The organism is Kitasatospora sp. NPDC004289 (genome assembly GCF_053602875.1).
The window spans coordinates 157,817-178,668 of record NZ_JBSGEL010000004.1 but is presented as its reverse complement, the minus strand read 5'-3'; the positions used below and the strand labels follow the sequence as shown (position 1 = coordinate 178,668).

Annotated in this window: 16 protein-coding genes and 1 riboswitch; of the genes, 12 read left to right on the top strand and 4 right to left on the bottom strand. The window is 73.1% G+C overall.

What is annotated here, in order from left to right:
• The first annotated feature begins 39 nt into the window (after positions 1-39).
• From ACWEPF_RS04295 to ACWEPF_RS04255, 9 genes are all read left to right on the top strand, one after another.
• Entirely contained in the window at positions 40-1,815 is a 1,776-nt protein-coding gene (locus ACWEPF_RS04295) for a 3-hydroxyacyl-CoA dehydrogenase family protein (protein WP_345290790.1), read from the top strand.
• Between the two features lie 194 nt (positions 1,816-2,009).
• Positions 2,010-2,921 (top strand): TetR family transcriptional regulator, encoded by a 912-nt coding sequence (locus tag ACWEPF_RS04290; RefSeq protein ID WP_345290791.1) that lies wholly within the window; start codon positions 2,010-2,012, stop codon positions 2,919-2,921.
• A 342-nt stretch (positions 2,922-3,263) separates the two neighbouring features.
• Positions 3,264-4,601 (top strand): crotonyl-CoA carboxylase/reductase, encoded by a 1,338-nt coding sequence (ccrA, locus tag ACWEPF_RS04285; RefSeq protein WP_345290792.1) that lies wholly within the window; start codon positions 3,264-3,266, stop codon positions 4,599-4,601.
• Positions 4,601-6,625, top strand: coding sequence for a protein meaA (locus ACWEPF_RS04280; protein ID WP_452171343.1), 2,025 nt, complete (start codon positions 4,601-4,603; stop codon positions 6,623-6,625). The genes ccrA and ACWEPF_RS04280 overlap by 1 nt, the downstream gene beginning before the upstream one ends.
• Before the next feature lie 23 nt (positions 6,626-6,648).
• Complete coding sequence (locus ACWEPF_RS04275; protein ID WP_452171342.1) at positions 6,649-7,629, top strand: HpcH/HpaI aldolase/citrate lyase family protein; 981 nt, start codon at positions 6,649-6,651, stop codon at positions 7,627-7,629.
• Between the two features lies 1 nt (position 7,630).
• A complete protein-coding gene (locus ACWEPF_RS04270; RefSeq protein WP_452171341.1) occupies positions 7,631-8,128 on the top strand; it encodes a MaoC family dehydratase in 498 nt (165 codons plus the stop codon).
• Positions 8,129-8,245: 117 nt separating this feature from the next.
• Positions 8,246-9,448: an acyl-CoA dehydrogenase family protein gene (locus ACWEPF_RS04265; protein ID WP_345290796.1), complete on the top strand. Its 1,203-nt coding sequence runs from the start codon at positions 8,246-8,248 to the stop codon at positions 9,446-9,448.
• A gap of 381 nt (positions 9,449-9,829) precedes the next feature.
• Complete coding sequence (locus ACWEPF_RS04260; RefSeq protein ID WP_345290797.1) at positions 9,830-10,519, top strand: phosphatidylserine decarboxylase; 690 nt, start codon at positions 9,830-9,832, stop codon at positions 10,517-10,519.
• A complete protein-coding gene (locus tag ACWEPF_RS04255; protein ID WP_380149066.1) occupies positions 10,506-11,390 on the top strand; it encodes a CDP-alcohol phosphatidyltransferase family protein in 885 nt (294 codons plus the stop codon). The genes ACWEPF_RS04260 and ACWEPF_RS04255 overlap by 14 nt, the downstream gene beginning before the upstream one ends.
• Positions 11,391-11,463: 73 nt before the next feature.
• Here ACWEPF_RS04255 and ACWEPF_RS04250 read toward each other — a convergent pair whose 3' ends face one another.
• From ACWEPF_RS04250 to ACWEPF_RS04235, 4 genes are all read right to left on the bottom strand, one after another.
• A complete protein-coding gene (locus tag ACWEPF_RS04250; protein ID WP_452171340.1) occupies positions 11,464-12,954 on the bottom strand; it encodes a hypothetical protein in 1,491 nt (496 codons plus the stop codon).
• Positions 12,955-13,294: 340 nt separating this feature from the next.
• A complete protein-coding gene (locus ACWEPF_RS04245; RefSeq protein ID WP_452171339.1) occupies positions 13,295-14,413 on the bottom strand; it encodes an alpha/beta hydrolase family protein in 1,119 nt (372 codons plus the stop codon).
• A 111-nt stretch (positions 14,414-14,524) separates the two neighbouring features.
• Positions 14,525-15,217, bottom strand: coding sequence for a helix-turn-helix domain-containing protein (locus ACWEPF_RS04240; RefSeq protein ID WP_345290800.1), 693 nt, complete (start codon positions 15,215-15,217; stop codon positions 14,525-14,527).
• Between the two features lie 321 nt (positions 15,218-15,538).
• The gene (locus tag ACWEPF_RS04235; RefSeq protein WP_380149061.1) at positions 15,539-16,066 is read right to left on the bottom strand and encodes a YidB family protein; all 528 of its coding nucleotides are present in this window, start codon (positions 16,064-16,066) and stop codon (positions 15,539-15,541) included.
• Positions 16,067-16,099: 33 nt separating this feature from the next.
• Positions 16,100-16,281: riboswitch (cobalamin riboswitch) on the top strand.
• Positions 16,282-16,350: 69 nt separating this feature from the next.
• Here ACWEPF_RS04235 and ACWEPF_RS04230 point away from each other — a divergent pair.
• Genes ACWEPF_RS04230 through ACWEPF_RS04220 form a run of 3 tightly spaced genes read left to right on the top strand, consistent with a single transcriptional unit; the run spans position 16,351 to position 20,851 of the window.
• Complete coding sequence (locus ACWEPF_RS04230) at positions 16,351-17,307, top strand: cobalamin biosynthesis protein (RefSeq protein ID WP_380149059.1); 957 nt, start codon at positions 16,351-16,353, stop codon at positions 17,305-17,307.
• Complete coding sequence (locus ACWEPF_RS04225; protein ID WP_380149057.1) at positions 17,304-18,824, top strand: cobyric acid synthase; 1,521 nt, start codon at positions 17,304-17,306, stop codon at positions 18,822-18,824. Before ACWEPF_RS04230 ends, ACWEPF_RS04225 begins: the two co-directional genes overlap by 4 nt.
• Complete coding sequence (locus tag ACWEPF_RS04220; RefSeq protein WP_452171338.1) at positions 18,821-20,851, top strand: putative cobaltochelatase; 2,031 nt, start codon at positions 18,821-18,823, stop codon at positions 20,849-20,851. The genes ACWEPF_RS04225 and ACWEPF_RS04220 overlap by 4 nt, the downstream gene beginning before the upstream one ends.
• The last annotated feature ends 1 nt before the right edge of the window (position 20,852 follow it).

Sequence of the window (20,852 nt, the reverse complement as noted above, 5' to 3'; positions counted from 1 at the left end):
GGGAGGGCGGCGCGGTCCCCATGACAAGGAGTCAGGACAATGGAGCGTCCCTTCCCCACCGTCGCCGTGGTCGGCCTCGGCACCATGGGTGCCGGCATCGCCGTCGCGGTGGCCCGCAGCGGCCGCCGGGTGATCGGCATCGAGGCCGGCCCCGCCGAGGCCGCCACCGCGCTGGCCCGGATCGAGGAGGCCACCGCCGCCGCCGTCCGCCGGGAGCGGCTGACCGAGGATGAGCGCACCGCCCTGCTCGCGCTGGTCTCGGTCGGCGACCAGCTGGACGCCGCCGCCACCGCCGACCTGGTGATCGAGGAGGTCCCGGAGCAGCTGGAGCTGAAGCGGGAGCTGTTCGCCGAGCTGGACCGGATCTGTCCGCCGGAGACCGTGCTGGCCACCGGCACCACCGCGCTCTCGGTCACCCGGATCGCCGCCGCCACCAGCCGCCCCGAGCGGGTGCTGGGCCTGCACTTCTTCAACCCCGTGCACACCATGAAGCTGGTCGAGGTGGTGCGCACCGTGCTGACCACCCCTCAGGTGGCCGAGCAGGCCGCCGAGTTCGCCCGCGACCTGGGCAAGGAGCCGGTGGCCGCCGGGGACCGGGCCGGCTTCGTGGTGAACGGACTGCTGTTCGCCTACCTCAACCAGGCCGCCGCGATGTACGAGTCCAAGTACGCCACCCGGGAGGACATCGACGCCGCCATGCGGCTCGGCTGCGGCCTGCCGATGGGCCCGCTGGCACTGCTCGACCTGATCGGCGTGGACACCGCGCGCACCGTCCTGGAGGCGATGTACGAGCAGTCCCGGGACCGGCTGCACGCCCCCGCCCCGATCCTCGGCCAGCTGGTCGCGGCCGGGCTGCTCGGCCGCAAGAGCGGGCGCGGCTTCTACACCTACCAGGCCCCCGGCTCCTCCAGGGTGGTGGCCGAGGCCGGCGCCGCCGCCGTCGAGCGCCCGGCCGGGCGCGAGGTGCGCACCGTCGGCGTCTGCGGCTCCGGCACCATGGCCACCGGCATCGCCGAGGTGTTCGCCAAGGCCGGCTACCAGGTGGTGCTCACCGCCCGCAGCCAGGCCAAGGCGGACGCCGCCAAGGCCCAGCTGGCCGGCTCGCTGGAGCGCTCGGTCAAGCGCGGCCGGCTGACCGAGGAGCAGCGCGACGCCGCGCTGGCCCTGGTCACCCCGGCCGGCTCGTACCAGGAGCTGGCGGAGGCCGACCTGGTGGTCGAGGCGGTGGCCGAGGACCTGGCGGTCAAGCGGGAGCTGTTCGCCACCCTGGACAAGATCTGCAAGCCGGGCGCGGTGCTCGCCACCACCACCTCCTCGCTGCCGGTGATCAGCTGCGCGACCGCCACCTCGCGGCCGCAGGACGTGATCGGCATGCACTTCTTCAACCCGGCCCCGGCGATGAAGCTGGTCGAGGTGGTCTCCACCGTGCTGACCGCGCCGGACGTCACCGCCACCGTGCTGGAGCTCTGCGCGCGCGTGAAGAAGCACCCGGTGGAGTGCGGTGACCGGGCCGGCTTCATCGTCAACGCGCTGCTCTTCCCGTACCTCAACGACGCCGTCCGGATGCTCCAGGAGCACTACGCCACGGTGGACGACATCGACACCGCGATGAAGCTCGGCTGCGGCTACCCGATGGGCCCGTTCGAGTTGCTGGACGTGGTCGGCCTGGACGTCTCGCTGACCATCGAGAAGGTGCTGCACCAGGAGTTCCGCGAGCCCGGCCTGGCCGCCGCACCGCTGCTGGAGCACCTGGTGGCGGCCGGGTGCCTGGGCCGCAAGACGGGTCGCGGCTTCCGCGACCACGTGCGCCGGTGACGGGCCGTCAGCCGGCCGCCGGGGCACCGTCCCCGGACGGCCGGGCGGCCGCCCCGGCGAGAGCCGTCCGGCCCGCCTGGGGGCCCGGCGCGGCGGCCGGGCGGTGGCCCCGCCCGGCGGTCTCCGCACCCGTGCCGCCGCTGCGGCGTCCGAAGCCCGCGGGAGGGCCTCCCGGTACGTGTAGCGTTCCGGGCATGGACCGGGAACAGTCATCCGAAACGTCAGCCCCGGAGCGGGCGGAGGGCGGCCGGACGGCCGCCGACACCGGGGCCGGCAGCCGCCGGGCGGCCGCCCAGCGCCTCCAGATGCGCCAGGACCTGGCGACCGCGGCGATGGACCTGTTCTCCTCCCAGGGGTACGAGGAGACCACCGTCGACCAGATCGCGGCCGCCGCCGGAGTGGCCCGGCGGACCTTCTTCCGGTACTTCCGGTCCAAGGAGGAGGCGATCTTCCCGGACCACGACGACACCCTGGTCCGGGTGGCCGACCTGCTGGCCAGCGCCGACTCCGAGGAGCACCCGCTGGACGTGGTCTGCCGGGGCATCAAGGAGGTGCTCCGGATGTACGCCTCCACCCCGGGCGTCTCGGTGGCCCGGTACCAGTTGATCCGTCAGGTCCCGGCGCTGCGCGAGCGGGAGATCGCGGTGGTCTCCCGGTACGAGCGGCTGTTCACCCGGTACCTGCTGGGCCGCTTCGACGCGGCCGAGGAGATCCCGCCGGGCTGGCAGCGCGGCGGGGACGACGACTCGATGCTGGCCGAGGTCTCGGCGGCGGCCGTGGTCGCGGCCCACAACCACGTGCTGCGGCGCTGGCTGCGGGCCGGCGGCTCGGGCGACGTGGAGGCCCAGCTGGACCACTCCTTCGACGTCATCCGCGGCACCTTCTGGGCCACCGCGCCGAACGGCATGAGGCGGCGCGGAACCGGTGTGGCACCCGGTGCCAATGTGACACCGTCCCCGGCCTTCGAGGTCATGACGGCCGATGCACTCGGTGCCGTCCCGGGCGGCTCAGGAGGTGAGGTGCTCATCACAGTCACCCGCACCGACGCCCCGCTGGAGCAGGTCGTGGACCGGATCAAGGCCGCCCTCAGCGCGCCCACCGGCTGACATCCCCGCAGGTCAGAGCAGTTTCGAAGGCCCGTCCCGACTCCTCGGGGCGGGCCTTTCGCACGCCCCCGGCGGGCGCCGCGGAGCGTGTGCTGGTTCACTCGAATTCCTGGCACGCGGTGTCTTTACGAGTGGCACAGGGTGCCACTACCTTGTTGCTCACCAGCGCGGCGCCGCGGCTCCCCACCTCGGCGCGCCGTGTCAGGTGCGACACCACCAGCCGTCGCAGCCCGCAGACTTTCCAGCAGTTCCCACCCAGACCGACAAGCGAAGCCGGTGTCCGCTCCCGGCTCCCCCAGACGCCCTGTGCGCCCTCACACAGGTACGCCTTCGGAGGCAGCCATGAAGGAAATCCTCGACGCGATCCTCAACCCCGACAGCACCTCGGCGGACTTCGCCGGGCTCAAGCTGCCGGAGTCCTACCGGGCGGTCACGCTCCACAAGGACGAGGAGCAGATGTTCGCCGGCCAGGCGAGCCGCGACAAGGACCCCCGCAAGTCCCTGCACCTCGACGAGGTGCCGCTGCCCGAGCTCGGCCCGGGCGAGGCCCTGGTCGCCGTGATGGCCAGCTCGGTGAACTACAACACCGTCTGGTCCTCGATCTTCGAGCCGGTCTCCACCTTCGGCTTCCTGGAGCGCTACGGCCGCCTCTCGCCGCTGACGAAGCGTCACGACCTGCCGTACCACGTGCTCGGCTCCGACCTCGCGGGCGTGGTCCTGCGCACCGGCGCCGGCGTCAACGCCTGGAAGCCGGGCGACGAGGTCGTCGCGCACTGCCTCTCGGTCGAGCTGGAGTCCCCGGACGGCCACAACGACACGATGATGGACCCGGAGCAGCGCATCTGGGGCTTCGAGACCAACTTCGGCGGCCTGGCCCAGATCGCCCTGGTCAAGACCAACCAGCTGCTGCCCAAGCCCAAGCACCTCACCTGGGAGGAGGCCGCCTCCCCGGGCCTGGTCAACTCCACCGCCTACCGCCAGCTGGTCTCGCAGAACGGCGCGGGCATGAAGCAGGGCGACAACGTCCTGATCTGGGGCGCCAGCGGCGGCCTCGGCTCGTACGCCACCCAGTACGCGCTGGCCGGCGGCGCCACCCCGATCTGCGTGGTCTCCAGCGAGGCCAAGGCGGAGATCTGCCGGACCATGGGCGCCGAGGCGATCATCGACCGGTCCGCCGAGGGCTACAAGTTCTGGAAGGACGAGAACAACCAGGACCCGCGCGAGTGGAAGCGCCTGGGCTCCAAGATCCGCGAGTTCACCGGCGGCGAGGACGTGGACATCGTCTTCGAGCACCCGGGCCGCGAGACCTTCGGCGCCTCGGTCTACGTCACCCGCAAGGGCGGCACCATCGTCACCTGCGCCTCCACCTCCGGCTTCATGCACCAGTACGACAACCGCTACCTGTGGATGTCGCTCAAGCGCATCGTCGGCTCGCACTTCGCCAACTACCGCGAGGCCTTCGAGGCCAACCGCCTGGTCGCCAAGGGCAAGATCCACCCGACCCTCTCCAAGGTCTACACCCTGGAGGAGACCGGCCAGGCCGCCCTCGACGTGCACCACAACAAGCACCAGGGCAAGGTCGGCGTGCTCTGCCTGGCCCCGCAGGAGGGCCTGGGCGTCCGCAACCAGGAGCTCCGCGAGCAGCACCTCCCCGCCATCAACCGCTTCCGGAACATCTGATGGGCGCCGACCGGGACCGTCCCTGGCTGATGCGCACGTACGCGGGCCACTCCACCGCGAGTGACTCCAACGCGCTCTACCGGAAGAACCTGGCGAAGGGTCAGACCGGCCTCTCGGTCGCCTTCGACCTGCCGACCCAGACCGGCTACGACTCGGACCACGTGCTGGCCCGCGGCGAGGTCGGCCGGGTCGGGGTGCCGGTCGGCCACGTCGGCGACATGCGGACGCTGTTCGACGGCATCCCGCTGGAGCAGACCAACACCTCGATGACGATCAACGCCACCGCCATGTGGCTGCTGGCGCTCTACCAGGTGGTCGCCGAGGAGCAGGGCGCGGACATCGCCAAGCTCACCGGCACCACCCAGAACGACATCGTCAAGGAGTACCTGTCGCGCGGGACGCACGTCTTCCCGCCCGGCCCCTCGGTCCGGCTGATCACCGACATGATCGCCTACACGGTCGGCAACATCCCCAAGTGGAACCCGATCAACATCTGCAGCTACCACCTCCAGGAGGCCGGGGCCACCCCGGTCCAGGAGATCGCGTACGCGATGTGCACGGCGATCGAGGTGCTGGACGCCGTCCGCGACTCCGGCCAGGTGCCGGCCGAGCGGATGGGCGAGGTGGTCGCCCGGATCTCCTTCTTCGTCAACGCGGGCGTCCGCTTCGTCGAGGAGATGTGCAAGATGCGGGCCTTCTCCCGGCTCTGGGAGAAGGTCACCCGCGAGCGCTACGGCATCGAGGACGCCAAGCAGCGCCGGTTCCGCTACGGCGTGCAGGTCAACTCGCTCGGCCTGACCGAGGCCCAGCCGGAGAACAACGTCCAGCGGATCGTGCTGGAGATGCTGGCCGTCACGCTCTCCAAGGACGCCCGCGCCCGGGCCGTCCAACTCCCGGCCTGGAACGAGGCGTTGGGCCTGCCCCGGCCCTGGGACCAGCAGTGGTCGCTGCGCATCCAGCAGGTGCTGGCCTTCGAGTCCGACCTGCTGGAGTACGGCGACATCTTCAACGGCTCCGAGGTGATCGAGGCCAAGACCGCCGAGCTGCTGGCCGGCGCCGAGGCGGAGATCGCCAAGGTGCTGGGGATGGGCGGGGTGATCCCGGCCGTCGAGTCCGGCTACCTGAAGTCCAACCTGGTCTCCTCGCACGCCGCCCGGCGGGCCCGGATCGAGTCCGGCGAGGACAAGATCGTCGGGGTCAACTGCTACGAGACCACCGAGGAGAGCCCGCTCACGGCCGACCTGGACACCGCCATCATGGTGGTCGACCCGGCCTCCGAGCAGTCCGTCCTGACGGCCCTTCAGACCTGGCACCGGGAGCGGGACGAGGCGGCCGCCCAGGCCGCCCTGGCCGAGCTCAAGACCGTCGCCGGGACCACGGCCAACCTGATGCCCGCCACGCTGGCCTGCGCCCGCGCCGGGGTCACCACCGGCGAGTGGGCCTTCGCCCTGCGCGAGGTCTTCGGCGAGTACCGCGCCCCCACCGGGGTCGGCGGCGCGCCCGTCGCCGTGCCGGCCGAGCCCGGCGGCGAGCTGGCCGCCGTCCGCGAGGCGGTCACCGCCACCGCGGCCGAGCTGGGTACCGGCAAGCTCCGCCTGCTGGTCGGCAAGCCCGGCCTGGACGGGCACTCCAACGGCGCCGAGCAGATCGCCGTCCGGGCCCGCGACGCGGGCTTCGAGGTGGTCTACCAGGGCATCCGCCTGACGCCGGAGCAGATCGTCTCGGCGGCGGTCGCGGAGGACGTGCACTGCGTCGGCCTGTCGATCCTCTCCGGCGCCCACCCGGAGCTGGTACCCGACGTCCTCTCCCGCCTGCGGCGGGCCGGGGTGGAGGATGTCCCCGTGATCGTCGGTGGCATCATCCCGGCAGCGGACGCGGAGGTCCTCAAGGCCGCCGGCGTCGCCGCCGTCTTCACCCCGAAGGACTTCGGCATCACCACCATCATCGGCCGGATCGTCGACGAGATCCGGCTGGCCAACAGGCTCCAGCCCTGGGCCGCGACCTCGACCGCCGCGACCGGCTGAACCGGAAGGACTGACCCACCCTCATGACGAACGTCAACCGTCTCCGCCCGCGCCGCTCCTGCCTGGCCGTGCCCGGCAGCAACCCGCGCTTCCTGGAGAAGGCCCAGGGCCTGCCGGCCGACCAGGTCTTCCTCGACCTGGAGGACGCCTGCGCCCCGCTGGTCAAGGAGAGCGCCCGCCACCACATCGTGGACGCGCTGAACAACGGCGACTGGGGCAACAAGACCAAGGTCGTCCGGGTCAACGACTGGACCACGCACTGGACCTACCGGGACGTCATCACCGTGGTCGAGGGCGCCGGCCCGAACCTCGACTGCATCATGCTCCCCAAGGTGCAGGACGCCACCCAGGTGAAGGCGCTCGACCTGCTGCTCACCCAGATCGAGAAGACCATGGGCTTCGAGGTCGGCAAGATCGGCATCGAGGCGCAGATCGAGAACGCCAAGGGCCTGGTCAACGTCGACGAGATCGCCGCCGCCTCGCCCCGGCTGGAGACCATCATCTTCGGCCCGGCCGACTTCATGGCCTCGATCAACATGAAGTCCCTGGTGGTCGGCATGCAGCCGCCCGGCTACCCGGCCGACGCCTACCACTACATCCTGATGCGGATCCTGATGGCCGCCCGGATGCACGACCTCCAGGCGATCGACGGCCCCTTCCTGCAGATCCGCAACCCCGAGGGCTACCGCGAGGTGGCGAGCCGCGCCGCCGCCCTCGGCTTCGACGGCAAGTGGGTGCTGCACCCGGACCAGGTCGGCGCCGCCAACGAGATCTTCTCGCCCTCGCAGGAGGACTACGACCACGCCGAGCTGATCCTCGACGCCTACGACTGGTGCACCTCCGAGGCCGGCGGCGCCAAGGGCTCGGCGATGCTCGGCGACGAGATGATCGACGAGGCCAGCCGCAAGATGGCCCTGGTCATCGCCGGCAAGGGCCGCGCGGCCGGCATGCAGCGCACCTCCAAGTTCGAACAGCCCGTCTCTGACAAGAAGGCGGAGGCCTGACGTGCAGTTCGGACGCACCTACGAGGAGTTCGAGGTCGGCGCGGTCTACAAGCACTGGCCCGGGAAGACCGTCACCGAGTACGACGACCACCTGTTCTGCCTGCTGACGATGAACCACCACCCGCTGCACATGGACGCCAACTACGCGACCACCACCGTGCAGGGCCGGAACGTCGTGGTCGGCAACTACATCTACTCGCTGCTGCTCGGCATGAGCGTCGAGGACGTCTCCGGCAAGGCGCTCGCCAACCTGGAGATCGAGTCGCTGCGGCACATCGCGCCGACCTTCCACGGCGACACCCTCTACGGCGAGACCGTGGTGCTCGACAAGAACATGACCTCCAAGCCGGACCGGGGCATCGTGTACGTCGAGACCAAGGGCTACAAGCAGGACGGCACGGTCGTCTGCATCTTCCGCCGCAAGGTGATGGTGCCGACCGAGCAGTACCTGAAGGAGCGCGGCGGCGACCAGCCCGGCCGCCCCGAGCCCCTCTCCTAGACCCCGGCCGAGGAGCCGCCGTCATCGGCCCCTCTCCCGGTCACGGGGCCCCGCAGAGTCACGCCTGCGGGGCCCCACAACTCCCCACCACCCTCAGACCTTTCCTGGAGCCGCACGATGGGACGCCTCGCACAGACCGACGGCCTGACCGAGATCCAGCGGGACATCCTCGCCACCGTGCGGGACTTCGTCGACAAGGAGATCATCCCGGTCGCGACCGAGCTGGAGCACAAGGACGAGTACCCGACCGCGATCGTCGAGGGGATGAAGCAGCTCGGCCTGTTCGGCCTGACCATCCCCGAGGAGTTCGGCGGCCTGGGCGAGTCCCTGCTGACCTACGCCCTGGTGGTCGAGGAGATCGCCCGCGGCTGGATGTCCGTCTCCGGCATCGTCAACACCCACTTCATCGTGGCCCACATGATCAACGCCCACGGCACCCAGGAGCAGAAGGAGTACTTCCTGCCCCGGATGGCCGCCGGCGAGATCCGCGGCGCCTTCTCGATGTCCGAGCCGGGCCTGGGCTCCGACGTGGCGGCCATCTCCACCAAGGGCGTCAAGGACGGGGACTTCTACGTCCTCAACGGCCAGAAGATGTGGCTGACCAACGGCGGCACCTCCACCCTGGTCGCGGTCCTGTGCAAGACCGACGAGGGCGGCTCCACCCCGTACAAGAACATGACCACCTTCCTGATCGAGAAGGAGCCGGGCTTCGGCCCGAACCCGAAGGTCCCGGGCCTCACCGTGCCCGGCAAGATCGAGAAGATGGGCTACAAGGGCGTCGACACCACCGAGCTGGTGCTCCAGGACGTCCGCATCCCGGCCGACCGGATCCTGGGCGGCGTCCCGGGCAAGGGCTTCTACCAGATGATGGACGGCGTCGAGGTCGGCCGGGTCAACGTGGCCGCCCGCGGCTGCGGCGTGGCCCGCCGCGCCTTCGAGCTGGGCATCTCCTACGCCCAGCAGCGCTCCACCTTCGGCAAGAAGATCGCCGAGCACCAGGCGATCCAGTTCAAGCTCGCCGAGATGGCCACCAAGGTCGAGGCCGCGCACCAGATGATGGTGATGGCCGCCCGCAAGAAGGACAGCGGCGAGCGGAACGACCTGGAGGCCGGCATGGCCAAGTACCTGGCCTCCGAGTACTGCAAGGAGGTCGTCGAGGACGCCTTCCGCATCCACGGCGGCTACGGCTTCTCCAAGGAGTACGAGATCGAGCGCCTCTACCGGGAGGCCCCGATGCTGCTGATCGGTGAAGGTACGGCGGAGATCCAGAAGATGATCGTGGGACGCCGCCTGCTCGAGGAGTACCGCATCGCGGACTGAGACCACCGTCCGACCTGGCCCGGCGTGCGGGCCGGAGCCCGGTGAGGTCGTAGGGCGTGTACCCCCGGGGTATGCGCCCTACGGCTGCTTCCGTACGCTCTTGATTGACGACCCGTCAGCCGTGTTCGTATTGAGACGTGGGTCACGAGGCGAGCTCGGACCCTTGGGGAACCGCAGTCCGCCGCGTTACGGTCGTACACATAGCAGGCACAGATCGGCACCGCACCGGACACCCAGCTCAGCAGGCGGCTTGCCCACCTACCGCCTGGTCCCGATACCATCCACCGGGACAGCATGCCGTCCCTTTATCACTCGATCCCCGCGGTGGCCCCCGTCCAGGTGCCAAGCTCTGCCGGCCGGGGCCCGCGACTAAGGTATTCGATGCCCATCAGCCCGTCCCCTCACTCCTCCGCTCCGGCTGGCGATGCCCTCGCCCCGGCGAACGGTCGACGCCCGCGCGTCACCATCGCGCGAGGAGCCACCCCCTGGTTCGTGCCCACCCTGGCAACGGCCGCGATCACCACCGCCCTCACCCGGCGGAGCGGCAAGTGGGCCGTGGCGGCCGTACCGGCCTGCGCGCTCAGCGCGGGCATGCTGTGGTTCTTCCGTGACCCCGAGCGGGAGATCGGGCAGGGCCGGGTCATCTCCCCGGCCGACGGCGTGGTCCAGTCCATCGACGCGTGGCCGGACGGCCGCACCCGCGTGGCCATCTTCATGAGCCCGCTCAACGTGCACGTCAACCGCGCGCCGCTGCCCGGCACCGTGACGTCCGTCGAGCACGTGCCCGGGAACTTCGTCCCGGCGTTCAACAAGGACAGCGACAACAACGAGCGTGTCGTCTGGCACTTCGACACCGAGCTCGGCGACATCGAGATGGTGCAGATCGCGGGGGCCGTGGCCCGTCGCATCGTGCCGTACGTGGACGCCGGAACCAAGGTCGAGCAGGGCGAGCGGATCGGTCTGATCCGCTTCGGCTCCCGCGTCGACACCTACCTGCCGGCCGGCGTCGAGGTCGGCGTCGAGGTCGGCCAGAAGACCACTGCCGGGGTGACGCGCCTTGACCGTGACTGATCCTGAGACCCTGGTCGGGCTGGACGACGAGGAGACGGCGCTGCGCCGTCGCCGCTGGGCCCGCGACCGGGAGCTGCGCGCTCCCCGTTCGCCCCAGCACCTGTCGACCGCCGACTTCCTGACCCTGGGGAACGCCGTCTGCGGCTTCCTGGCGATCTACTCGATCACCACCGGGGTCCTGATGCCGCACATCACCGGCGCCTCGGCGGCCGGGCCCGACAAGCACAGCGCCGCCACCGCGGTGACGCTGCTGCTGATCGGCTCGATGTGCGACCTGTTCGACGGCCTGGTGGCCCGCAAGCTGCGCTCCTCGGCGCTGGGCGCGGAGCTCGACAACCTGGCCGACCTGATCAGCTTCGGCATCGCCCCCGCGTACTTCGTCGCGGTCTGGGGCATCGTCAGCCCGGGCTCGGACCAGCGCTTCTCGGCGCTGATCGCGCTCACCGTGCTGCTCGCGGTGGTGCTCCGGCTGGCCCGCTTCTCGGCGGTCAAGATGGCACCCGGGATCTTCCAGGGCATGCCCTGCCCGATGGGCGCCATGACGGTGATCGCCATCGTGCTGCTCGACCCGCCGTTCGTCCCGGGCCTGCTGATGATCTTCGGCGTGGCCTACCTGATGGTCAGTCGGATCGAGTACCCGAAGCCGCAGGGCATGCTGGCCACCGCCACCCTGTGCTGGATCGTGGTCTCCATCGGCTGCCTCGCCGCCTGGGCGGCCGGCCTGCCCGGTGGCAACACCCTGATGCACGTCGGTGCGGTCGCCCAGATCACGCTGGCCGCGATGGCCCCGCTGCTGGTCATCCGCCGCAAGGTCGGCCAGAAGGTCGGCGACGTCCGGGCCCGCCGCGCGGAGTCGCGCAGCGGCTGCTGACGCCGCCCCACGCACGAAGAGAAGGCCCCGAACCGGATCCCGGTTCGGGGCCTTCTCCGTCAGGTCGTGCGGGCTACGCCCCGCCGTTGTGCACGCTGAAGGCGCTGCGGCGGGCCGCCCGGGCCACCACCGGATCCGGGTGGACCGAGGCGACAGCGGTCAGCACCGAGGCCGCCCTGGGGTGGCCGGACTGCCGGGCCCGGTGGAACAGCCGGACCGGCTCGCCGGCCGAGGCGCCCTCCACGTGACCGACCAGCAGGCTGGTCTCCCCGTGGTCCAGCACCGCCGCGGCGGTGTCCACCCAGAGCCAGGCGGCGTCCTCCGCCGTCAGCACGTCCGAGGGCAGCACTCCGGCCTCGTCCGACTGCTCGGCCAGCCAGAGCAGCGCGTACGGGCGCAGCACGGGCTCGTCCACGGCCGCCCGGACCGCCTGCTCGGCGGTGCCGCCTGCCACCCGGAGCGCCTCGAAGGCCAGACCGCGCAGCAGCGCGTCCTCACCCCGGGCGGCGTCCAGCAGCTCGGCCACCGCGCGGTCCACCGGCCGGGCCGCGACCCAGGCCCGGTACTCGGCGCGGGCCGGGCCCGGCGAGTAGTTGGCGCAGGCGTCCAGCAGCTCCAGGGCGCTCTGCTCGATGTGCCCGGCGGCGGTCTGCGCGACGGTGCAGATCTCCTCCAGCTTGGCCCGCACCGCCCAGTGGCCCAACGGGGAGAGCTCGGCCGCCTCGTCGTGCCGGGTGAGGGCGCCGACGGCCGCCAGGCCGTCCAGCATCCAGTCCAGCACCGCGGCCACCTCGGCCGGGGCGTGCGGGGTGTCGATCTGCGGCTCGCGGCAGGTGCCGCGGACCGCCGAGACGGCGGAGGCGGCGTGCGGGACGGGCGAGAGCGGGCTGGTGCCCGCCGCCACCCGGCGCTCGTCCAGGCCCCGGCGGAGCAGCTCCAGCAGCTCGCTGTCGGGAACCGGGCCGTCCACCAGGTGCAGGAAGGACAGCAGCTGCGGGGCCTGGTCCACCGCCTGGCCCGCCAGCACCGCGAAGACGCCGCGCATCGCGGCGGGCGGCATCGGGGCGACCAGCGTCCAGGCGTCGAACAGCGCCGACCAGCCGCGGATCACGGCCTCGTCGTCGTGCTCCCAGGCGTGCAGCCGCCAGCCGGGTGCGGCACCGCCCTCGCGGGCCTCCACCAGGCCGACCAGCAGTGCCTGGCCCCAGGCGCGGGCAGCGGCCCCCACGGTCATCGCCAGGGCCTTCCCGGCGGCGCGGGCGTCCTCGGGGAGGAGCTCCCCACGCTTGTCCACGTGCTCCAGCTCACCCGCCCAGCGGGCGATCCGGACCGCGTCGGCGAGCATCCGCCGGGCCAGCGGGGCCAGCTCGGAGGGGGCCGGGAGGCCATCGGGAACCGGCACCCGGCCCCGGCCGGGCTTGGGTGCGGGCGTGCGGCGGCGCGGGGCGCCCGGCTGCACTGTGTCGGGCCGACGGGCCGAACCGGGGAGACGGGTCACCGTCGCACCGGTACCGGTCTTCGGCGGGAGCGGGGCATCACGGTCGCGCGGATTCCGAGACGTCACGCCGTGCAGTCTTCCCCGTGTACGGGCCTCCTGTCACATCGGCTTTTCGCGCGAGCGGTGCAAACCCGACCGAGAAGGTCATTTCTTCGGTCACACAAGGCACTGGAGCGGCCATGGGATGCCCCGGGGGCGCGAGGCTCTGCTGATGTGCGGCTCCGCCGCGTGGGCACGCGACGGGCGGCAGAACCGGCCTGGCCGGCGGCGGTGGTCACTCCGGGGGCGCGGGGAACTGCGCGAGGACGGAAGGCGGCTCACCTGCACCTGATCCGCCGTCAGCCAGTTGCAGGTGCTGCCGTCCCCCTGCGCGCAGTTCCCCGCGCCCCTGGTGTAACCACTTCCGTCAGAGGAGGGGCGTGAGCCAGCGGCGGAGGGATTCGGTGTAGGGGGTGGGGGCGGCGTTCCAGAGGGCGGCGTGTTCGGCGTGGGGGACGGGGTGGAGGCTGACCAGGTCGCCGCGGAGGTCGGCCAGGCGGGCGGCGGCGGACCAGGGGGCGATGGAGTCGTCCGGGCTGTGCAGCAGGAGGGTGGGGACGTGCAGGTCGGTGCCGGAGGCGAGGCGGGCGAAGCCGGCCAGGTCGACGCCGGCCCGGCCCTCGGCCGCGAGGGCGCCGAGTTCGGCGACGGCGGCCGGGACGCCGGCCCGGGCGCGTTCGCGGCGGACCGTCCGGGACCAGTCGAGCACCGGCGAGTCCAGCACCAGCCCGGCGATCGACTCCCGGAAGGCCGAGCGGGCGGCGGTCTGGAGCGCCATGGTGGCGCCGGTGGACCAGCCGTAGAGGATCACCTTCCCCGCACCGCTCTCCAGGGCCAGCCGGATCGCCGCCTCGACGTCCTCCCACTCGGTCTCGCCGAAGTGGGTGAGGCCGTCCGGTGAGTCGGGGGCGCCCTGGTCGCCGCGGTAGGTGACGGTGAGGGTGGGGAGCTCCAGGGCGCGCAGGGTCGGGATGACCGGGAGGGCCTGGGTGCGGTCGGCGCCGGGGCCGTGCACCAGCAGGACCCAGGTGCCGCGCTTGCCGGGGGTGTACCAGGCGGGGAGGTCGCCGTGCTCGCCGGCGGCGATGGTGTCGGTGTGGTCGATGCCGAGCGCGGTGCGCGGGTCGCCGGTGAGCACCCGCGGGGTGAACTCGACCTTGGTGCCCGGGTCGAGGGAGCCCCCGTCGACCAGCTCCAGGCGGCGGGTGACGGTCTGCGGCCCGGTGGCCAGCACCTCGCCTACCACGGCGTGCCCGCCGTTCGGCCACTCCAGCGCGTACCGGCCCGGCAGGGCGGTGGCGGAGCTGCGGGTGAGCACCACCGCGCCCGGGGCCAGGTCGTGCACCCGCAGTTCGGGGGCGCTGCCGGGCTCGGGCCGTCCGGGCCGCACCACGTTCTGGGAGGCCCGGCGGCCGATCAGCAGGACGGCCGCGCCACCGGCTCCGACGACGGCGGCGGCCACCATGGCCGCGGTTCCCCAACGCATGGGCGCTCCCGGGTGTGAGGGCGGGTCTCGGACGTTGCGGTCCATTCGACCGGGGGCGGGAGCGGGGTGCCACCGGAGTGCCGCCGTACGGGAACGGCAGCGGACGGTGCGTCAGACGGGAATGTCGGTGGGCCGGGCCGCGAGCAGTTCCCAGAAGCGCTGGAGCGGCGGCACGTCGGGCTGCTGCTCGGCGACGGGGGCGGGCGCGGCGCCCCAGTGCATCGGCACGACGTGGTCCTGCTGGAGGTCGGCGAGGACGCTCTCCAGGACGGAGCGGGGCACCGGCAGCAGCTTGGCGACCGGCTTCACCTGGCTCTGCCAGCGGCCGTCCACGCACTGCCGCAGGCACTTCTCCAGGGCGTCCTGACGGTTGGTCACCCAGGCGAAGGCCCGGAGGGTGAGGCCGAGGACCTGGGCGAGTTCCCAGGACTGCTCCGGGTCTCCGGGCCAGCTGCCGGTCAGCTCGGCCTGTTCGTAGACGCGCAGGGCCACGCCGATCCGGCGGGCGGCCTGCTCCTGGGTGAGCTCCCGGGCCACCCGGAAGTCGCGCAGGCTCGACGGGGCGGTGCCCATCAGCTGCGCCGGCGGGCACCAGAGGGCGCGGGCCAGGGCGATGAACTCGGTCTCGTCCGGGCGGTACTCCCCGGTCTCCCAGCCGATCACGTGGGTGGGCAGCAGCCGCACCCCGTGCGCGGCCATGCCGGCCGCGACCTGATCGGGCGTCAGCCCGAGGCCCACCCGGTGGGCCCTCGCGGCGGCGGGTGAGAACGGGACCGGCGTGGGGGTGGGCGGTCTGCGGCGCATGCCCAGACCGTAGGTGCGGCCCGGCTGCCGCCTGCACCCGCTGAACGCACGAACCGGATTCCCGGCCCGGGGCGCGGCGCTGGAGTTTCCTACCACTACTGACGGGTGATCACCCAGGGCCGCTCGGAGATAACGACGGCGAGGAGCGCCCCGCAGGGGCGCGGGGAACTGCGCGGGTCGGAAGGCGGCCCACCGGCAACTGAACCGCCGTCAGCCAGTTGCACCTGCTGCCGTTCCCCCGCGCGCCCGCGCGGCGGAGCCGCAGATCAGCAGAGTCTCGCGCCCCCGGGGTGACCACCTACGTCCCCCGCGCGCTGGTCGCTACATCTTGCCGAAGAGCTCCTCGATGGTGGCCGGGGTGGGGAGTTCGCCGTTGGGGGTGAGGCGGTCGACCGTCGACGGGAGGTGGGTGGCGAGGGTGTCGGCGGCCTGGTCGGGGGTGATGCCGGCGTTGCGGGCGAGCATCTCGAGTTCGCCGGGCGGGAGGGCGGCGGCGAGTTCGGGGCCGGTGACGGGGTGGTTGTCGCCGGTGCCGACCCAGGATCGGGCCTGGGAGCCGAGACCGCCCTCCGTCAGCTGCTGGAGCAGGGCGCCGAGCCCGTTGCCCCGCCCGGCGCCGTTCGCGGCCAGCGAGCCGAGCAGGATGGAGAGCAGGTTCCCCGCGCTGGCGTTCCCACCGCCGCTGCCGCCGAGCAGGCCGCTGAGGAGTTTGCCGAGATCGGTCATCGCCGTCCCTCTTGTTTCTTCCGGGTCCGGTACGGCGACGGTGCCGTGCCACGGCCAGCCTGCCGCCGCCGCAGGCGCGCCGCACGGCGGGGCGGACAACCGTGTGACCAACCCCTCCGCCACCGTTGTTGACGCCCGGTCGAGGGGCGTGGTGGGATCTTTCAGCCAATCGGAGGCAAGGAGAGGAAGCCGGTGCGAATCCGGCGCGGTCCCGCCACTGTCACCGGGGAGCACGCTCGAACCATGGTCACGACGGCCCGCCCAGGCGGCTGTTGGAAGGCCCGAGGGTGTGTCCGACCCGGAAGCCAGGAGACTCTCGCCCCCGCTACGTCGATCCAGGGCGCGGACCCTGAGTGAGGACACGCACTGATGCCGCCTGCCCGGAGCCACGCCGACTCGCCCGCACCGTGCGCCGTCTGACCCCCTTTCTGCTGGGCGCCGCCGCCGGCTACCTGGCGGACGCCCGCTTCGGCGATCCCCGGCGCGGCCATCCGGTGGCGCTGTTCGGTACGGCCGCGACGCGGCTGGAGCGCCGGATCTGGCGCGACGACCGCGCCGTGGGTGCCGCGTACACCGCCGTCTGCGTCGGGGCCGTCGCCGCGGGGGCTGCGCTGGCCGGGCGGGCCGCGCGCCGCAGCCCGGTGGCGAGTGCCGCGCTGGCCGCCGCCGCGACCTTCACGGTGCTGGGCGGCAGCTCACTGACCAAGGAGGCCCGGACCATCGGGGCCTCGCTGGAGGCCGGGGACCTGACGGCGGCCCGGGAGCGGCTGCCGCACCTGTGCGGGCGGGATCCGAGCGGCCTGGACGGGCAGCAGATCGCCCGCGCGGTGGTGGAGTCGGTGGCCGAGAACACCGCCGACGCCGTGGTGAACGCGCTCACCTGGGGGGCGCTGGCCGGGACGCCCGGGCTGCTGGCCTTCCGGGCCGTCAACACCTTGGACGCCATGGTGGGCCACCGCTCGGCGCGGTACCTGCGGTTCGGCTGGGCCTCGGCGCGGCTGGACGACGTGGCGGGCTGGCCGGGGGCGCGGCTGACCGCGCTGCTGACGGTGGCGGCCGCGCCGGAGCCGGGGACGGCCTGGCGGGTGTGGCGGCGTGACGGTTCGTCACACCCGAGCCCGAACGCCGGGCAGGCGGAGTCGGCCTTCGCGGGGGCCCTGGGGGTGCGCCTCGGGGGCACGCTGCAGTACGGGGAGCGCGTGGAGCACCGGCCGGTGCTCGGGGCGGAGCTGCGCCCCGTGGGCGTGCGGGACATCGAGCGGGCCTGCGCCCTGTCGCGCCGGGTGGGCGTGCTGGCGCTGGGCGTCGCACTGGTCGGACGGGCCGTCATCTCCGGTGCGGGCCGGAAGAGGAGGACAACGTGAGCAACGCGCTGCTGGTCGCCGGGACCACCTCGGACGCCGGGAAGAGCGTCGTGACGGCGGGCATCTGCCGCTGGCTGGCCCGGCAGGGGGTGCGGGTCGCCCCGTTCAAGGCGCAGAACATGTCGCTGAACTCCTTCGTCACCGCCGACGGCGCCGAGATCGGCCGGGCCCAGGCGATGCAGGCGCAGGCGGCCCGGGTGGAGCCGGAGGCGGCGATGAACCCGGTGCTGCTCAAGCCCGGGGCGGATGCGCGCAGCCAGGTGGTGCTGCTGGGCAAGCCGGTGGCCGAGGTCGGCGCGCTGGACTACCGGGAGCGCAAGCCGTACCTGCTGGAGCGCTCGCTGGAGTGCCTGGCGGACCTGCGCAGCCGGTTCGAGGTGGTGGTCTGCGAGGGCGCCGGTTCGCCGGCCGAGATCAACCTGCGGGACCGGGACATCGCCAACATGGGGCTGGCCACCGCGGCGAAGCTGCCCGTGGTGGTGGTCGGCGACATCGACCGGGGCGGGGTGTTCGCCGCGATGTACGGGACGCTGGCGCTGCTCTCGGCCGAGGACCAGGCGCTGGTGGCGGGCTGGTTCGTGAACAAGTTCCGGGGCGACGCGCGGCTGCTGGAGCCCGGGCTGAGGATGCTGCACGAGCTGACGGGCCGTCCGGTGCTCGGCACCCTGCCGATGCTGCCGGGCCTGTGGCTGGACGCCGAGGACTCGCTGGACCTGACCACGGTGGTGGACCGGGGCGCGGTGCGCGGGCCGGTCGGCAAGGACGTGCTGCGGGTGGCCGTGGTGCGCTTCCCCCGGCTGTCCAACTTCACCGACCTGGACGCGCTGGCCCAGGAGCCGGGCGTGCTGGTGCGCTGGGCGACCAGGGCCGAGGAGCTGGCCGACGCGGACCTGGTGGTGCTGCCCGGCACCCGGGCCACCGTGGCGGACCTGGCCTGGCTGCGCGAGCGCGGCCTGGAGCCGGTGCTGCGGGAGCGGGTGGCGGCGGGGCTGCCGGTGCTCGGGGTCTGCGGCGGGTACCAGATGCTCGGCCGGGAGATCGAGGACGAGGTGGAGTCCAGGGCCGGGCGGGTGGACGGTCTCGGGCTGCTGCCGACCCGGGTGGTGTTCGGCCGGGAGAAGGTGCTGGCCCGGCCGGTCGGCGAGGCCTTCGGCGAGCGGGTGGAGGGGTACGAGATCCACCACGGCGTGGTGACGGTCGAGGAGAGCGCCGAGGCCTTCCTGGACGGCTGCCGGGTCGGCCCGGTGTACGGCACCACCTGGCACGGGGCGCTGGAGAACGACGGCTTCCGGCGCGAACTGCTGCGGATGGTCGCGAAGTTGGCCGGACGGGCGTTCGTGCCCGCGCCGGACACCTCCTTCGCGGCGGCCCGCGAGGAGCGGCTGGACCGGCTCGGTGACCTGATTGAGGAGCACGCCGACACCGACGCCCTGTGGAGAATGATCGAATCCGGCGCACCCGCCGGCCTGCCCTTCGTCCCGCCGGGGGCGCCGCACACCGTGGAGACCGAGCGATGACCGACGTGCGTTACCCCTTCACCGCGATCGTCGGGATGCCCGACCTGCGGCTCGGGCTGCTGCTGAACGCCGTCTCCCCCGCCGTCGGCGGGGTGCTGGTGCGCGGCGAGAAGGGCACCGCCAAGTCGACCATGGTGCGCGCGCTGGCCGGGCTGCTGCCCTCGATCGCCGCCGTGCCCGGCTGCCGCTTCGCCTGCGACCCGGCGAGCCCGGACCCGCAGTGCCCGGACGGCCCGCACGCCGAGGTGGCGGGTGACGAACGGCCCGCGTACCTGGTCGAGTTGCCCGTCGGCGTCTCCGAGGACCGGATCGTCGGCTCGCTGGACCTGGAGCGGGCACTGGCCGAGGGCGTGAAGGCGTACGAGCCCGGCCTGCTGGCCAGGGCGCACCGGGGCGTGCTCTACATCGACGAGGTGAACCTGCTCCAGGACCACGTGGTGGACCTGCTGCTGGACGCCGCCGCGATGGGCCGCTCCTACGTGGAGCGCGAGGGCGTCTCGGTGCGGCACGCGGCCCGCTTCCTGCTGGTCGGCACGATGAACCCGGAGGAGGGCGAGCTGCGTCCGCAGCTGCTCGACCGCTTCGGCCTCACGGTGGAGATCGCGGCCACCCGGGACCCGGAGGAGCGGGCCGAGGTGGTCCGGCGGCGGCTGGCCTACGACGCCGACCCCGCGGGCTTCGCGGCGCGGTTCGACGCCGAGGAGACGGCGCTGGCCGAACGGATCACCACCGCGCGGGAGTTGCTCCCGCAGGTGGAGCTGACCGACCTGGCGCTGCGTCAGATCACCGCCGTCTGCGCCGCGTTCGAGGTGGACGGCCTGCGGGCGGACATCGTGATGGCCCGCACGGCCGTCGCACTGGCCGCCTGGGAGGGCCGGACGGAGGTGCTGGAGGAGGACGTCCGCAAGGCCGCCCAGCTGGCCCTGCCGCACCGGCGCCGCCGCAACCCCTTCGACGCGCCGGGCCTGGACGAGGAGCAGCTGGACCGCACCCTGGACGAGCACCGCGACGAGCCCGAGCCGCCGGAGGGCGACGGGCCGGACGACAGCGGTGGCGGCCCGGACGGTGGCGGCGGCGCTCCCGAGCCGCAGGGGGACGCGCCGGACGGCAGCGCCGCCCCGGAGGCCCCCTCGGAGGCTCCCGAGGCCGAGCCGAACGTGCCCTCCCAGGGCGGGAGTTCGAACGCGCCGGTGGCCTCCGCCGGGGAGCCGTACCGGACCAGGCTGTTCAAGGTGCCCGGCACCGGGAAGGGCGCCCAGGGGCGCCGCTCCCCCGCCGAGACCGACGGCGGGCACACCATCCGGGCCCGCCGCCCGCAGGGCCAGCTGGCCCGGCTGCACCTGAGCGCCACCCTGCGGGCGGCCGCCCCGCACCAGGTGGCCCGGGGGCGTGACTCGCGGGCGCTGCGGCTGCGCAAGGACGACTTCCGCGAGCAGGTGCGCCAGGGGCGGGAGTCCAACCTGGTGCTGTTCGTGGTGGACGCCTCCGGCTCGATGGCGGCCCGGCAGCGGATGACCGCCGTCAAGGGCGCCGTGCTCTCCCTGCTGATGGACGCCTACCAGCGCCGGGACAAGATCGGCATGGTCACCTTCCGCGGCGCCGGGGCCGAGTTGGCGCTGCCGCCCACCTCCTCGGTGGAGGTCGGCGCGGCCCGGCTGGAGCAGCTGCCGACCGGCGGCCGCACCCCGCTGGCGGCCGGGCTGCTGCGGGCCCACGAGACCCTGCGGATCGAGCGGATGCGCGATCCGCACCGCCGCCCGCTCCTGGTCGTGGTCACCGACGGCCGCGCCACCGGCGGCAAGGACGCGCTGGCGCAGGCCGGCCGGGCGGCCGGGCTGCTGGCCGCCCAGGGCACCGCCAGCGTGGTGCTGGACTGCGAGTCCGGCCACGTCCGGCTCGGCCTGGCCCGCACCCTGGCGGGCCAGCTGGGCGGCCCCGCCGTCACCCTGGACGAACTCCGCGCCGAGGGCGTCGCCGCCCTGGTGCACGCGCACCGCCCCTCCTCCTCCCTGCGAAAGGCAGCCTGAA

Coding starts and splice junctions, on each gene's coding strand:
- ACWEPF_RS04295 (WP_345290790.1), top strand. CDS start 40: ATGGAGCGTCCCTTCCCCACCGTCGCCGTGGTCGGCCTCGGCACCATG.
- ACWEPF_RS04290 (WP_345290791.1), top strand. CDS start 2,010: ATGGACCGGGAACAGTCATCCGAAACGTCAGCCCCGGAGCGGGCGGAG.
- ccrA (WP_345290792.1), top strand. CDS start 3,264: ATGAAGGAAATCCTCGACGCGATCCTCAACCCCGACAGCACCTCGGCG.
- ACWEPF_RS04280 (WP_452171343.1), top strand. CDS start 4,601: ATGGGCGCCGACCGGGACCGTCCCTGGCTGATGCGCACGTACGCGGGC.
- ACWEPF_RS04275 (WP_452171342.1), top strand. CDS start 6,649: ATGACGAACGTCAACCGTCTCCGCCCGCGCCGCTCCTGCCTGGCCGTG.
- ACWEPF_RS04265 (WP_345290796.1), top strand. CDS start 8,246: ATGGGACGCCTCGCACAGACCGACGGCCTGACCGAGATCCAGCGGGAC.
- ACWEPF_RS04260 (WP_345290797.1), top strand. CDS start 9,830: ATGCCCATCAGCCCGTCCCCTCACTCCTCCGCTCCGGCTGGCGATGCC.
- ACWEPF_RS04245 (WP_452171339.1), bottom strand. CDS start 14,413: ATGCGTTGGGGAACCGCGGCCATGGTGGCCGCCGCCGTCGTCGGAGCC.
- ACWEPF_RS04240 (WP_345290800.1), bottom strand. CDS start 15,217: ATGCGCCGCAGACCGCCCACCCCCACGCCGGTCCCGTTCTCACCCGCC.
- ACWEPF_RS04220 (WP_452171338.1), top strand. CDS start 18,821: ATGACCGACGTGCGTTACCCCTTCACCGCGATCGTCGGGATGCCCGAC.